We start from the raw sequence: 12,676 nt of genomic DNA, 5'->3' as shown, positions 1-12,676 counted from the left end.
TTGGTTTATGCCTGCCGGGCGACGCAGCCCTCGATGTGGTCGTTGACCAGGCCGATGGCCTGCATGAGGGCGTACGCGGTGGTCGGGCCGACGAAGCTGAAACCGTGCTTCTTGAGCTCCTTGGCCAGTGCCTTGGAGGCCGGGGTGATGGCCGGGACGTCGGCCATCGACCTGGGGATCGGGGCCTCGGCGTCGGCGTACTGCCAGACCAGGTCGGACAGGCCGCCGGGGAGGTCGAGCGCGGCCCGCGCGTTGTTGATGGTCGCCGCCACCTTGGCGCGGTTACGCACGATGCCGGGGTCGCCCAGGAGCCGGGTCACGTCCTGCTCGGTGTAGGCGGCGACCTTGGGGATGGAGAACTGGTCGAAGGCCGCGCGGAAGTTCTCCCGCTTGCGCAGGATCGTCAGCCACGACAGGCCCGACTGGAAGGCTTCCAGGGCGACCCGCTCGAAGACGCCGTCGTCGCCGCGGACCGGGCGGCCCCATTCCTCGTCGTGGTAGGTGATGTAGAGCGGGTCCGCCATGCCCGCCCAGGAGCAGCGGATCACTTCCGTCACTTGCGCTCGTCCCCGTCCTCGCCCGGCGCGACCCGCACCGGCTCCGCACCGTGCTCCCCGTCTTCCCCAGACAGGACCCGCACCGGCTCACTCTCGCGCTTCTCCGCGTCCTCACCGGCCAGAACCCGGACCGGCTCAGCGTCGCGCTCCTGCCTGTTCTCAGTCGGCCGGGCCTGCACCGGCTCCGCCTCGCGCCCGTCCTCGTCGGCCGCGACGTCGAACGCGGCCGTCGCATCGGGGTGAGCCTCCACCCGCACGTCTGCCCCGCCGAGATGGAAGCCGGGGTGGGCGTCGGGTTCGGCGTCAGGCTGGGAGCCGGGCTGGGCGTGGACCTCGGCATGGGGCTGGGCGCCGACTGGCGTGGCGTCGCCTTCCGGCTCTACTGCCACGCTCGGCTCTGCCGCCGCGTCCGGCTCTACCGCCGCGTCCTGAGGCCCGTCCGCGTCCTCAGGTCTGTCCGCGTCCTGAGGCCCGTACACGTACGGCCAGGCGTGCTGGTCTCCCAGCTCGTGCGATTCGGCGGCCGAGTCCCCCTTCTGGGAGAGGTCCCGGGGCGCGGCCGGCGGCTCGTGGTCGGTGCGTAGCGCGCCGCCCGGAGCCGCGTAGACCTCCTGGCGGGCGTGCAACCGGCTCGACAGCAGCTCGGAGACCCGCTGTTCGAGAACCGCGATCCTGGTGTCACGCGCACTGATCGCGGTCGCCGCCCTTCGCAGGGTCTCGTCGACGCTCTGCGTGTGATAGCCGACCAGGTTCACCGGCAGCTGCAGCGCCATGAAGTCGACCGCCGTGAGCTGCCCAGGCTCGGGCAGATCGAGAGGCGGGACGTCCGGCGGGAACTCGGTCAGCTCCCCGCCCCTTCCGAGGGAGACCAGGACCACGCAGGCCAGAATGGCGAGCGCGGCAATGGCGAGTACGACCAGCACATTGGCATCGTACTCATACGATCGAGGCACGAGTCTCGCACTTGCCGCGCCTGTTACCTCTTGGGACTCTCCACGGCGGGTCAGCCGGTGGACTCCCCGAGCTCCTCGACGCTGGGCCGCACATGCTTGGCCGTGGCCTCTAGGTGCGCGAACGCCTCCTCGACCGTGCTGGTCCAGGAGATGGCGTCGAAGACGTTGGCGCGGGTAAAGCCCGCCTCGTACATGTTCTCAACAAGCTGCCGCAGCGGCGCGTACAGACCCCATGGGTCGAGGATCACCAGGGGGCGGTCGTGGATGCCGAGCACGCGGGCGGTCCAGATCTCGAAGAGCTCCTCCAGCGTGCCGATGCCGCCGGGCAGCACGAGGAAGGCGTCGGAGCGTTCGTCCATGACGGCCTTGCGCTCGCGCATGCCGCTGGTGACGATCAGCTCGTCCGACTCCGTGTCGGCGATCTCGATGTCCACCAGGACCTGCGGGATCACGCCGATGGTCCGGCCGCCGGAGGCGCGGGTGGCGGTGCTGACGGCGCCCATGCACGAGACGGTGGCGCCTCCGCTCACCAGCGTGTGCCCACGCTGGGCGAGCTCGGCGCCGACCTCTGTGGCGAGCTCCAGGTATTTATCCTCAATTTTCAGACTTGAGGCGCAAAAGACGCAGATATTCACGCATTGGAGCCTATTGGGGCTCGGCGGTCTGGACGGCGGCGGCCTCATGCTCCTCCTGGAGCTGCTTGGACCGCGCGAGGTCCGCGTCGGCGATGATGCGTACGGCCTCTTCCACGTCGTCGGTCACGGTGATGAGGTCGAGATCCTGCTCGGCGATCTTGCCGGTGCCGAGCAGCGCGTTCTTGATCCAGTCGAGCAGTCCGCCCCAGAACTCCGAACCCATCAGCACGACGGGGAAGGACGTGACCTTCTGCGTCTGCACCAGCGTGAGCGCCTCGAACAGCTCGTCGAGCGTGCCGAACCCGCCGGGCAGCGCGATGAACCCGCACGAGTATTTGACGAACATCGTCTTGCGCACGAAGAAGTAGCGGAACTCGATGCCGAGGTCCACGTAGTCGTTCATCTTCTGCTCGAAGGGCAGCTCGATGCCGAGCCCCACCGACACCGCGCCGTCGACGTCGACGGCCCCCCGGTTGGCCGCCTCCATGATCCCGGGGCCGCCGCCGGTGATCACCGCGTAGCCGGCGCGGGCCAGCGACCGGCCGAGCTCGCGGCCCATGCCGTAGTCCGGGGAGTCCTCGCGGGTGCGTGCGGAGCCGAAGACGGTGACCGCCCGGGGCAGCTCGGCCAGTTGCCCGAACCCCTCCACGAACTCGGCCTGGATGCGCAGCACCCGCCACGGGTCCATGTGCACCCAGTCGGCGGGGCCCTGGCGGTCGAGCAGGCGTTGATCATGGGTGGTGCTGGGCGCGAGGCTGCCGCGGATCACGGCCTGCCCCTGACGGCGTTCCGGGCGCTTCTGTTTCATGCCGGTCACGCTAGCGAACGCCACTCGCCCCTGCGCGCACCGAGAGCCAGTCACCCGTCAGACGGTCTTCGCGGCAAAAGCCCTGGTAGATGCCCCGAAGAAGCCGAGTAAAAAATCTTGTAAGAAGCAGGAACCAGATTTCGACCTCTCTGCGTCTAACTGCCGAGGGTGCTGCTCGGGACTGAAAGTGGCTTTCCCCGCCAAATGGCCGGCGAGGAAAGCCACTTTCACTTTGTCAGCCAGTCCAGCAGGGCCCGCTCGCTCTCCACGATCTTCGTGAGCGACACGTATTCTCCCTGCTGATGCGCCAGGTTCGGGTCACCGGGACCGTAGTTCACGGCCGGAACCCCCAGTGTGGAGAAGCGCGCGACATCCGTCCACCCCAGCTTGGCCCGCGGCGTGCCGCCGACCGCGGCGGTGAAGGCCGCCGCCACCGGATGGGTGAGGCCGGGCCGCGCGGCCGGGGCGCCGTCGGTGAACAGGACCTCGAACCCGTCGAACACCTCGCGTACGTGCTCCTGCGCCTCTTCGATCGACAGGTCGGGCGCGAACCGGTAGTTGACCGTGACCACGCACTCGTCCGGGATCACGTTCCCGGCCACGCCGCCGCGTACGCCGACCGCGTTGAGCCCCTCGTGGTAGGCGAGGCCGTCGACCACCGGCTGCCGGGCCTCGTAGGCGTTGAGCCGGGCCAGGACCGGCTCGATGCCGTGGATGGCGTTGACCCCGAACCACGACCTTGCACTGTGCGCGCGCTTGCCGGCCACCGTGATCTCGGCCCGCAGGGTGCCCTGGCAGCCGCCCTCGATCACGCCGTCGGTGGGCTCCATGAGCACCGCGAAGTCGGCCGCCAGCCAGTCGGGGTGCTCGCGCGCCACCCTGGTCAGCCCGTTGCGCTCGGCCTCGATCTCCTCGCAGTCGTAGAAGACGTAGGTGACGTCGCGGTTCGGTGCGGGCACGGTGGCGGCCAGCTTGAGCGCGACCGCCACCCCCGCCTTCATGTCGGTGGTGCCGCAGCCGAAGAGCAGGTCGCCTTCGACGCGGCTGGGCAGGTTGGCGGCGACCGGCACCGTGTCGAGGTGCCCGGCGATCAGCACCCGCTCGCCGCGCCCCAGCTCCGTACGCGCGACGAGCGTCTCGCCGGATCTGTCGACCTTGAGGTGCGGCAACGCCCCCAGCGCCTGCTCGACCAGGTCGGCCAGCGCCCGCTCGTTCCCGCTCACCGACTCGATGTCCACGATGGCGGCGGTCAGCGTCCGCACGTCCTGTGTCAGGTCCAGCATCAGGTGTTCACTCCGTGTTCGCGCAGCACCTCGTTGAGCGCTGCCTTGTCATGGCGCTGCCCCGGCTCCAGGCGCTTGATCACCAGCACGCAGGGCAGCCCGAACGTGCCGCCGGGGAACTCCTTCTGGCGGGTGCCGCCGACGGCGACGCACCAGTCGGGGACGCGGCCGCGGGCCAGCTCCTCGCCGGTCCGCACATCGATCACCGGGATGGAGGCCGACAGGATCGTGCCCGCCCCGACGACGGCGCCGCGCCCCACCCGGGCGCCTTCGACGAGCATCGTACGGCTGCCGATGAGCGCGTCGTCCTCCACCACCACCGGCACGGCATTGGGCGGCTCCAGCACGCCGCCGATGCCCACGCCACCCGACAGATGAACGTTCTTCCCGATCTGGGCGCAAGAGCCGACCGTGGCCCAGGTGTCGACCATCGTGCCCTCGTCGACGTACGCGCCGACGTTCGTGAACGACGGCATCAGCACCACACCGGGCGCCAGGTAGGAGCCCCAGCGCGCGATCGCTCCCGGAACCACCCGCACCCCGTCGAACGTGGTCTTCAGCGGATGCCGGTCATGGTGCTGGAAATCGCCCACCTGCGACCTGGCCATGCCGAGCACCTGGAAGCTGAGCAGGATCGCCCGCTTGGCCCGCTCGTCCACGACCACCTCGCCGTCCGACAACCGGGCGGCCCGCGCCTGTCCCCTGTCGAGCAGGTCGATCGCGCTCACCACCACGTTGCGCGCGTCGAGGTCGCGGGGTGACAACTCCCCGCGCCGCTCCCACAGCTCGTCCACCTCGGAGTCGATCGGTGACAGACTGCTCACGTGCTTCATGGCCAGGGAGCTTATCTGGCCGGGTAGGTTTTTCAGCGTGCGCCTGCGCTTCTCTCGCGGAGTCATCACCATCGCGGTCATAGTTCTTCTACTCGCGGTGGCAATCTCCGTAGGTCTCTACCAACTGCTGAAAAAGACGCAGCCGCTGGCCATCCCCGAGGCCTACTGCAGCGTCAAGACCACCAAAGGAGAGCTGGCTCTCGACATCGAGCAGGCCCAGATATCAGCCACCATCGCGGCCGTCGCGGAGCGCCGCAAGCTGCCCGAACGGGCGGTGGTGATCGCCTACGCGACCGCGCTGCAGGAGTCCAAGCTGCAGAACCTCGCCTACGGCGACCGCGACTCCGTCGGCGTGTTCCAGCAGCGCGAGTCGCAGGGGTGGGGCAAGCGCAAGCAACTCCTCGACCCCGTCTACGCGAGCAACAGGTTCTTCGCCGCGCTGGTCAAGGTGAAGAACTACCGGAAGATCGCACTGGCGGACGCCGCCCAGGCCGTGCAACGGTCGGCGGGCGGCTACGCCTACGCCCAGCACGAGGAGGACGCCAAGCTCCTCGCCTCGGCGTTCACCGGCCGGGTCCCGAAATCCGTGCACTGCTGGTACCCACCCCCCAAGGCGAGCACGCCCGCGCCGCAGGCCAAGACCGCCGAGGCGCGGCGCCAGCTCGCGCGGGCGCTCGGCGACCCGGCCATCTCCACGCGGAAGCGCGGCTGGCTGGTCGCCGCCTGGTCGGTCGCCCACGCGCAGAAGTACGGCCTGAAGCACGTCGGGTTCAACGGCGCCATCTGGACCAACGATATGCGGGTGGACGGCTGGCAGTCGGGCGGCAAAGCGTCCGACAGCGAGGTGGACATCTCCTGAGCGGGTCTGACGGGTCTAAGGCGCGGCGCGGCTGACGATGCTGATCGAGCCGGGCGGCAGCGGCCTGGCGTAGCTGGCCGTCCACCTGCTGCCCTGGACTCGTTCGAAGGAGAGCAGCCGCCCGTCGGAGGCGCGGTAGTCGGCGAAGTCGAGCAGCCCCCGCTCGGGATAGCCGGTGTTGCCTTCCGACCGGAAGGCGGCCGTGCCACGCTCCAGCGGGAAGAACTCGACGCCCTCCATGATCAGCATGCTCTTGGCCGGGATCATGCCCTCGGTGGGCACCTCGGTCCAGACCAGCACCTCCAGGTGCGACGGCTCGCCCTCGGCCGTGCCCTGAAGCACCTCCACCGACAGCCACTGCAGGCGGCGGGAGCCGTCGCGCAGCCGGAATTCGGTCCACTGCATGCCCTGCCACGAGATGTACATGGCGCCCAGCACCCGCGCGGGCGATCCGTGCACCTCTATCCGGTCACCGACCTTGATGGTGCGGGGATCGGCGTAGTCGGATCCGGCGTACCCGGGCATGCTCACCGGTGCCGGCAGCGGGGCCTCGATGGACGCGACTTCGACCGGCTGCGCGGTCGTGCGGCCCTTCCGGTCCTGGCGCATGGTCGCCAGGAAGGCACCCAGCAGCAGGAGGACGGTGGCGACGCTCAGCCCGAGTACGACCACGGAGGTCATGCTCATCGATCAGCTCGCTCCACTCGCGGTCTGCCTCAGCAAACGCCGTTATCAACTTATGCGTGCCCTGCTTCGCGGGGATCCTACTGGAGGCGGCGCACTGCCGCACTGATGCGTTCATCAGTGGCGGTCAGGGCGATGCGGATATACCGCCCACCAGCCGATCCGTAGAATTCCCCGGGGGCCACCAAAATACCGATTTCGGAGAGTTTACTGACCTGTTCCCAAGAACTGGTCCCGTCCGTCGCCCAGAAATACAGGCCCGCGGTCGAGTGCTCGATGCGCCAGCCCGACTTCTCCAGCACCGGCCGCAGCTCGGCGCGCCGCGCGGCATAGCGTTCGCGCTGCTCGTCGGCGTGCGCGTCGTCGCCCAGCGCGGCCGTCATCGCGGCCTGTACGGGAGCCGGCATGAGCATCCCCGCGTGCTTGCGGATCTCCAGGAGCCGCTTGACCAGAGCCCGATCGCCGGTCACGAACCCGGCGCGGTAGCCGGCCAGGTTGGAGCGCTTGGACAGCGAGTGGACCGCCAGCAGCCCCTCGTGGGAGCCCCCGCAGACGTCGGGATGCAGGATGGAGACAGGTTGCTCCTCCCAGCCCAGCTCGATGTAGCACTCGTCGGAGGCGACGACCGTGCCGCGCTCGCGCGCCCAGGCCACCACCTTGCGCAGGTGCTCGACGGGCAGCACCCGGCCCGTGGGATTGCCCGGCGAGTTGACCCAGACGAGGTCCACCTGCTGGGGCCCCAGCGCGAGCAGGCCGTCGGAGGCCGTCGCCGCCGCGCCGGCCAGCCGGGCGCCCACGTCGTAGGTGGGATAGGCCAGCTCGGGGAAGACGACCGTCTTGGCGCCCAGATAGGTGGGCAGCCAGGCGACGAACTCCTTCGAACCGATCAGCGGCAGCACGTCACGCGGATCGACGGTGACCTCGTGCCTGCGGCGCAGCCAGCCGGCTGCGGCCTCGCGCAGCGCCGCCGTCCCGTGGGTGAGCGGGTAGCCGGGGCTGTTGGCGGCCTCGACGAGCGCGCTCTGGACGAGCGACGGCACCGGGTCGACGGGCGTGCCGACCGAGAGATCGACGATGCCGTCGGGGTGTGCCATGGCACGCGCCTTGTACGGCTCCAGCCGGTCCCAGGGGAAGTCGGGCAGGTTGTTCACGGTTCTCCAGGTATCGGTCGGGCGCGCCGTACACCCGGCAGCGGGGCGCGCCAATGGGGCGCCCCGGCTGCGGGATGCGACCTAGTGTTCCTCGGCCTGGGGCGGCAGCGCGGCGATGAGGGGGTGATCCTTGTCGATCTTGCCCACCTTCGAGGCGCCGCCCGGCGAGCCCAGGTCCTCGAAGAAGTCGACGTTCGCCTTGTAGTAGTCCTTCCACTGCTCCGGAAGGTCGTCCTCATAGAAAATGGCCTCGACGGGGCACACTGGCTCGCACGCGCCGCAGTCCACGCACTCGTCGGGGTGGATGTAAAGCATGCGCTCGCCCTCGTAGATGCAATCAACGGGGCACTCCTCGATGCACGCCTTGTCCAGGACGTCCACGCAAGGCTGCGCGATGACGTAGGTCACCTCGAGCTCCTTCTTCTCCGCACCATGGCATGACTCTGACCGCGGTCTGCTAGCCCTAGTATTGCCGTGCTTGCCAACTGGCCGGAACGGAGGGTGGCAAACTCGTGGCGGCTCGCCTGGTAATCGCGATCACAACCGCGGACATCGGCGCCCGGATCACCACCCGCAGACGAGACCCGGAGGGCTTCCGGGACGCCGTCGGGATCCTCGAATCCTGGGACGGCGGCGTGCTGCGGGTCCGCAAGAGGGACGGCACCCTGGTGGAGATCGCCGAAGAGATGCTGGTGGCGGCCAAGGTCGTTCCGGCCGCGCCTCCTCGACCTGGACCGAAGTAACGGTAAGTATTCGTTCTGTGACCGTACGTACCTGCGCCGCCGCAGCCGTCCTTCTCGCCAGCGCCGGATGCGGCGCGTCGCCGCCTCCGGCCGCCAAGCCGCTTCCGCCGGTGAACGTCAAGGGCGCCTCCATGAAACAGGGCTTCACGACCCTGGACCGCCTCGTCGAGTCAGCCAAGGGGGAAGGCGCGCTCACCGTGATCGCGCTTCCCCGGGACTGGGTGAACTACGGCGAGATCATCGACACCTTCACCGACAAGTACGACATCAAGGTCAACGAGCTCGAACCCGGCGCCAGCAGCCGGCGCGAGATCGACAGCGCCGCCCAGCTCAAACCCGACGTGTTCGACCTCACCCTCGACGTGGCGGTGGCCCAGGCCGGCAAGTTCGCGCCGTACAAGGTGCAGGGCTGGCAGGACCTGCCCGATCACATCAAGGACCCCACCGGCGCCTGGTACGGCGTCTACGGCGGCTACATGTCGATCGGGTACGACCCGCGCAAGGTCCCCGCCCCCACCTCCTTCGCCGATCTGGCCGCCAAGCCCGGCTACCTGGTCGCGCTCGACGGCGATCCGCTGCACTCGGCGGCGGCCTTCGGCGGCGTCATGGCCGCCTCGCTGGTCTCGGGCGCGCCGCAGCCGCAGCGTGGCGTCGAGTTGTTCGCCAAGCTCAAGCAGACGGGCCGGCTCACCGATCCCGCCAAGGCCAACGCGATCGTGGACTGGGACCACCTCAACGCCGCCCGCAGCGCCCACGACCCAGAGGCGTGGAAGGTGACGATCCCGCGTGACGCGCCGCTCGGCGACTATCACGTGCAGGCGATCAGCAAGGACGCGCCGCATCCCGCGGCGGCCCGCCTCTGGGAGGAGTTCCTGCTCTCCGACGAGGGCCAGAACCTGCTGCAGAAGGGCTGGGCCCGCCCCGCCCGCGAGGAGGCGATGCTGATGCGGGGCACGCTCGACAAGGAGCAGGCCGCCAAGCTCCCCGTGGCGCCCGGACCGCCGGTATTGCTCACGATTCCGCAGACAGACGCAGCAAAGTCCTATCTGAAGAAGCGATGGACGCAAAGTATGCGATGAGACCATTGTGACTTGATATGTCGCGGAGACATTCAGCCTCTAAAGTGAACAGACAGCACGGCCGCAGGGGGCCCGATGTCTGACGAATGAGAGCTGATCGTCTTGCGATACGACACACCGAGCTTGGACCGGTGGAGCAGTCGCGCCTACGACGGCAGTTTCGGCTACGTCTCGACGCAGGGCGCACCTCTGGTGGACCTGCTCGATCCGCGGCCGGGAGAGCGCGTGCTCGACCTCGGCTGCGGCACCGGAGTGCTGACCGCCCAGATCGCCTCGCGGGGCGCCGACGTCCTCGGGATCGACGGCTCACCCGCGATGATCGAGAAGGCCCTCGCCGAGCATCCGGGTGTCGACTTCATCGTGGGCGACGGGCACGACTTCAGCGTGGCGCTGGCCTATGACGCCGTCTTCTCCAACGCCGCGCTGCACTGGATGACCCGCGACCCCGTCTCCGTCATCGCCAACGTGCACGAGGCGCTCGCGCCCGGTGGCCGGTTCGTGGCCGAGATGGGCGGCGCGGGCAACTGCGCGGAGCTCACCGCCGCCATGCTGACCGCCTGGCGCGAGTACGGCCTGCGCGAGCCCGACCTGCCCTGGTACTTCCCCACCCCGGCCGAGTACGCCCGGCGACTGGAGCAGGAGGGCTTCGTGGTCCGGCTGCTCGAGTACTTCGACCGGCCGACCCCCCTCGCCGAATGTCCGCAGGGGGCCGCCGACTGGGTACGTATGTTCGCCTCCTCGGTGGTCGAAGGGTTGCCGCCGGACATCGTCGAGCCGCTGCTCCAGCGGGTCAACGAGCTCGCCGCGCCCGCTCTGCGCAGGGAGACCGGCTGGATGGCCGACTACGTCCGTCTACGCTTCGCCGCTGTCCGGCGCTGATCCGTAGGGGATGATGCGTAGGGGAGTTTTGCCGGACTATGGTCTGTTCCGTGGGGGGCGGAGAGAGTAAGGCTGCACCGCTGACGAAGTTGAGGAGCCTTGCGACGACACGGCGGCGTGAGGGGCTGGTGAACGGAACGGGATGAATTTCTGCCTGAGCGACCTCGTACCACCGTTGAGGTGGAGCGACGCGTCCACGATCACGCTGCTCACCGGGCAGCCGGAGCTTCCGGACGCCTGGTGGCGCAGCCTGCCCATGCCGCGCGTGCTCGCGGCCATCGGCCCCGAGTCGCTCGGGGAGCTGCTCACGGAGATCGCGCTTGAGCACTGGCCGGCCGCCGCCGTGGGTGATGTGCTGCCGGCGCTGCACGTACTGGACCCGGACGAGGCCGACGAGCCGCAGGTGGCGATCGCGCTCGACCGCGCCGGGTCGTGGACGGGGCTGCTCGCGCTGACCGGCAGGGAGCTGGTGGACCAGCCGTTCATCCAGGCGCGTCCGGTGCTCAACACGCTGTTCTCCGCGGTCCTGGTACGGCTCGCACCCCAGCTCCAACGCCCGGCCCCGTTCGCCGAGCTCACCCCGTTCGCCGCGTTCGCCGCAGCTGCTCCGGTCGCCGGCCAGGCCCCGGTCGCCGCAGAGGCGCCGGTCGCCGAGCAGGTCCCGGTCGCCGCAGAGGCCCCGGTTGCCGAGCGTGCCCCCTTTGCCGAGCAGGCCCCGCCGGTGGAGGCGTCGGCGGGTGGGGAGGCTCCGCCCGCTGAGGAAGTGCCGGAGACCGAGGAGGCGGCGGAGGAGGTCGCGGCCGGCGAGGAGGCTGCGGCGGCCGACGAGCCGGTGCTGGACGCCGACGCCGAGCCGGTCGTCGAGGAGGCCGCCGAGCCGGAGCCCGAGCCCGTCCTGGACGCCGCCGACGAGCCCGCGCCGGAGCCCGCCGCCGAAGAGGCCGCCGCCCTCGAAGCCGAGGGCGCGGAGCCGGAAGCGGCTCCCGAACCGGAGGCTGTCGAAGCCGTACCGGAATCCGAGCCCGTCGCCGAGGACGCGAAGCCCAGATACGACACACCGGCGGACTTCGAGGCAGCCGAATCCGAAGACCAGGAGTCCGGGGCCGCGCCGGAGCAGCAGCCGGACGAGCGCGGCGGCCACGAGCTGCCTGAGCTCATCGAGGCCGCGTTCGCCGGTCTGGACGACAAGAGCTGGGCCGTCGCCCAGAACCGGGTCTTCACCGACCAGCCGTCCGCCGTGGACCAGCTCGCCAAGCTGTTCGCGGTGCCCGCCGCCGAGATCTCCGCCACCGAGACCGAGTTCCGGGCCCGCCTCGGCCAATGGCTGGCCAGCGAGGAGGCCGCCCCGTACCGGGCGCATCTCGACGAACTCCGCCGGACGATAGGCCCGGCCGCCCCCAAGGAGCGGCTGATCGGCGCGGCCGACTGGCATGCCCGGGAGATCCGCGCGCTGGAGGTCCCCGCCTGGCAGTTCGTGCTGGCCACGCTGCCGTCGGAGCCACCGGCCGCGGCGCCGCCCGCTCCGGAGCCGCAGGTCGTGGAGGCCGTCGAGCGGCCCGTGTCCGCGTTCGCCCAGGTGCCGCCGATCCCGTCGCCGCCGCCCGGGACGCCGCAGTTCCAGGCGTTCGCCCCGGCCGTCGAGGTCATCGCGGGCGAGGGCAACGGGGCGTCGGGCGAGCACCCCAAGCCGTACCAGCCGCTGAAGGACGTCTCGCAGACCAGGCGCTGCTTCCGTCAGCCGGACGGCCGGTGGTGGCTGCGGATCGACGTGACGGCCGAGCAGCTCACCGGAGGCGAGTGCGCGCTGCCCACGGGGTTCGCCACGTACCTGGGCCTGTCGCCCGGGGAGAGCAGGACCGTGCGGAGCGCGGCCGGCGAGCTGACCATGACCTGGCACGGCAGACCGGTGCTCGAATCCGTCGAACGGCTGCTGGCGGACGTCGGCGCCAAGGAAGGCGGGCACCTGTTCCTCACGCTGTCGGACGAGGGCGTGTTGCGGGCCAGGCACCTGCCGGTGGCCGCGCAGGGGGCCGAGAAGATCACCAAGGCGCTCCGCCTGGTCGGTTACACCGCCCCCGGCGGGACCCGCGACCAGGCCGCCAGGGTGATCGCCACCAGGATCGGGATGACCGGACCTGTCGGACTGCCCGACCTGCTCACCAGGCTCCGCGAACGCGGGGACCGCGATCTGCTGCAACTCCTGGACTGAGCC

14 protein-coding genes are annotated in these 12,676 nt (G+C 70.0%); 5 read left to right on the top strand and 9 right to left on the bottom strand.

What is annotated here, in order from left to right:
• Positions 1–5: 5 nt before the first annotated feature.
• The 6 genes from KLK06_RS34350 to KLK06_RS34325 all read right to left on the bottom strand — a co-directional run bounded on the left by KLK06_RS34350 (position 6) and on the right by KLK06_RS34325 (position 5,069).
• Positions 6–557, bottom strand: coding sequence for a DNA-3-methyladenine glycosylase I (locus KLK06_RS34350; RefSeq protein ID WP_214639750.1), 552 nt, complete (start codon positions 555–557; stop codon positions 6–8).
• A complete protein-coding gene (locus tag KLK06_RS34345) occupies positions 554–1,480 on the bottom strand; it encodes a hypothetical protein (RefSeq protein ID WP_214639749.1) in 927 nt (308 codons plus the stop codon). The genes KLK06_RS34350 and KLK06_RS34345 overlap by 4 nt, the downstream gene beginning before the upstream one ends.
• Before the next feature lie 80 nt (positions 1,481–1,560).
• Positions 1,561–2,145 (bottom strand): TIGR00730 family Rossman fold protein, encoded by a 585-nt coding sequence (locus tag KLK06_RS34340; RefSeq protein ID WP_214639748.1) that lies wholly within the window; start codon positions 2,143–2,145, stop codon positions 1,561–1,563.
• Between the two features lie 10 nt (positions 2,146–2,155).
• Positions 2,156–2,953 carry a TIGR00730 family Rossman fold protein gene (locus KLK06_RS34335; protein WP_214639747.1) on the bottom strand — a complete coding sequence of 266 codons (798 nt, stop codon included), beginning with the start codon at positions 2,951–2,953 and terminating at the stop codon, positions 2,156–2,158.
• Between the two features lie 227 nt (positions 2,954–3,180).
• Entirely contained in the window at positions 3,181–4,236 is a 1,056-nt protein-coding gene (gene dapE / locus KLK06_RS34330) for a succinyl-diaminopimelate desuccinylase (protein ID WP_214639746.1), read from the bottom strand.
• On the bottom strand, positions 4,236–5,069 hold the full coding sequence (locus tag KLK06_RS34325; protein WP_214639745.1) for a 2,3,4,5-tetrahydropyridine-2,6-dicarboxylate N-succinyltransferase: 834 nt from the start codon (positions 5,067–5,069) through the stop codon (positions 4,236–4,238). The genes dapE and KLK06_RS34325 overlap by 1 nt, the downstream gene beginning before the upstream one ends.
• Positions 5,070–5,166: 97 nt before the next feature.
• On the opposite strand from KLK06_RS34325, the gene KLK06_RS34320 reads away from it, so the two are divergent.
• On the top strand, positions 5,167–5,928 hold the full coding sequence (locus KLK06_RS34320) for a hypothetical protein (RefSeq protein WP_308168573.1): 762 nt from the start codon (positions 5,167–5,169) through the stop codon (positions 5,926–5,928).
• A gap of 15 nt (positions 5,929–5,943) precedes the next feature.
• On the opposite strand, the gene KLK06_RS34315 is transcribed toward KLK06_RS34320, so the two are convergent.
• The 3 genes from KLK06_RS34315 to fdxA all read right to left on the bottom strand — a co-directional run bounded on the left by KLK06_RS34315 (position 5,944) and on the right by fdxA (position 8,171).
• Entirely contained in the window at positions 5,944–6,615 is a 672-nt protein-coding gene (locus KLK06_RS34315) for a DUF4178 domain-containing protein (RefSeq protein ID WP_250906419.1), read from the bottom strand.
• Between the two features lie 77 nt (positions 6,616–6,692).
• Entirely contained in the window at positions 6,693–7,763 is a 1,071-nt protein-coding gene (gene dapC, locus KLK06_RS34310) for a succinyldiaminopimelate transaminase (RefSeq protein WP_214639744.1), read from the bottom strand.
• Between the two features lie 81 nt (positions 7,764–7,844).
• The gene (gene fdxA, locus KLK06_RS34305) at positions 7,845–8,171 is read right to left on the bottom strand and encodes a ferredoxin (RefSeq protein WP_214639743.1); all 327 of its coding nucleotides are present in this window, start codon (positions 8,169–8,171) and stop codon (positions 7,845–7,847) included.
• Positions 8,172–8,275: 104 nt separating this feature from the next.
• Between fdxA and KLK06_RS34300 the strand changes: the two genes are divergently transcribed.
• The 4 genes from KLK06_RS34300 (at position 8,276) to KLK06_RS34285 (ending at position 12,673) form a co-directional block, all read left to right on the top strand.
• Positions 8,276–8,506 (top strand): hypothetical protein, encoded by a 231-nt coding sequence (locus KLK06_RS34300; RefSeq protein WP_214639742.1) that lies wholly within the window; start codon positions 8,276–8,278, stop codon positions 8,504–8,506.
• Positions 8,507–8,523: 17 nt separating this feature from the next.
• Positions 8,524–9,585, top strand: coding sequence for an ABC transporter substrate-binding protein (locus KLK06_RS34295; protein WP_308168572.1), 1,062 nt, complete (start codon positions 8,524–8,526; stop codon positions 9,583–9,585).
• 102 nt (positions 9,586–9,687) lie between these two features.
• On the top strand, positions 9,688–10,464 hold the full coding sequence (locus KLK06_RS34290) for a trans-aconitate 2-methyltransferase (protein ID WP_214639741.1): 777 nt from the start codon (positions 9,688–9,690) through the stop codon (positions 10,462–10,464).
• Positions 10,465–10,606: 142 nt separating this feature from the next.
• Positions 10,607–12,673, top strand: coding sequence for a hypothetical protein (locus tag KLK06_RS34285; RefSeq protein ID WP_214639740.1), 2,067 nt, complete (start codon positions 10,607–10,609; stop codon positions 12,671–12,673).
• The last annotated feature ends 3 nt before the right edge of the window (positions 12,674–12,676 follow it).

It is taken from the genome of Nonomuraea sp. NEAU-A123 (assembly GCF_018603905.1).
In the GTDB taxonomy this organism is placed as follows: Bacteria; Actinomycetota; Actinomycetes; order Streptosporangiales; family Streptosporangiaceae; genus Nonomuraea.
The sequence above is the reverse complement of the archived record's forward strand: the minus strand, read 5'-3'. Positions and strand labels throughout refer to the sequence as shown.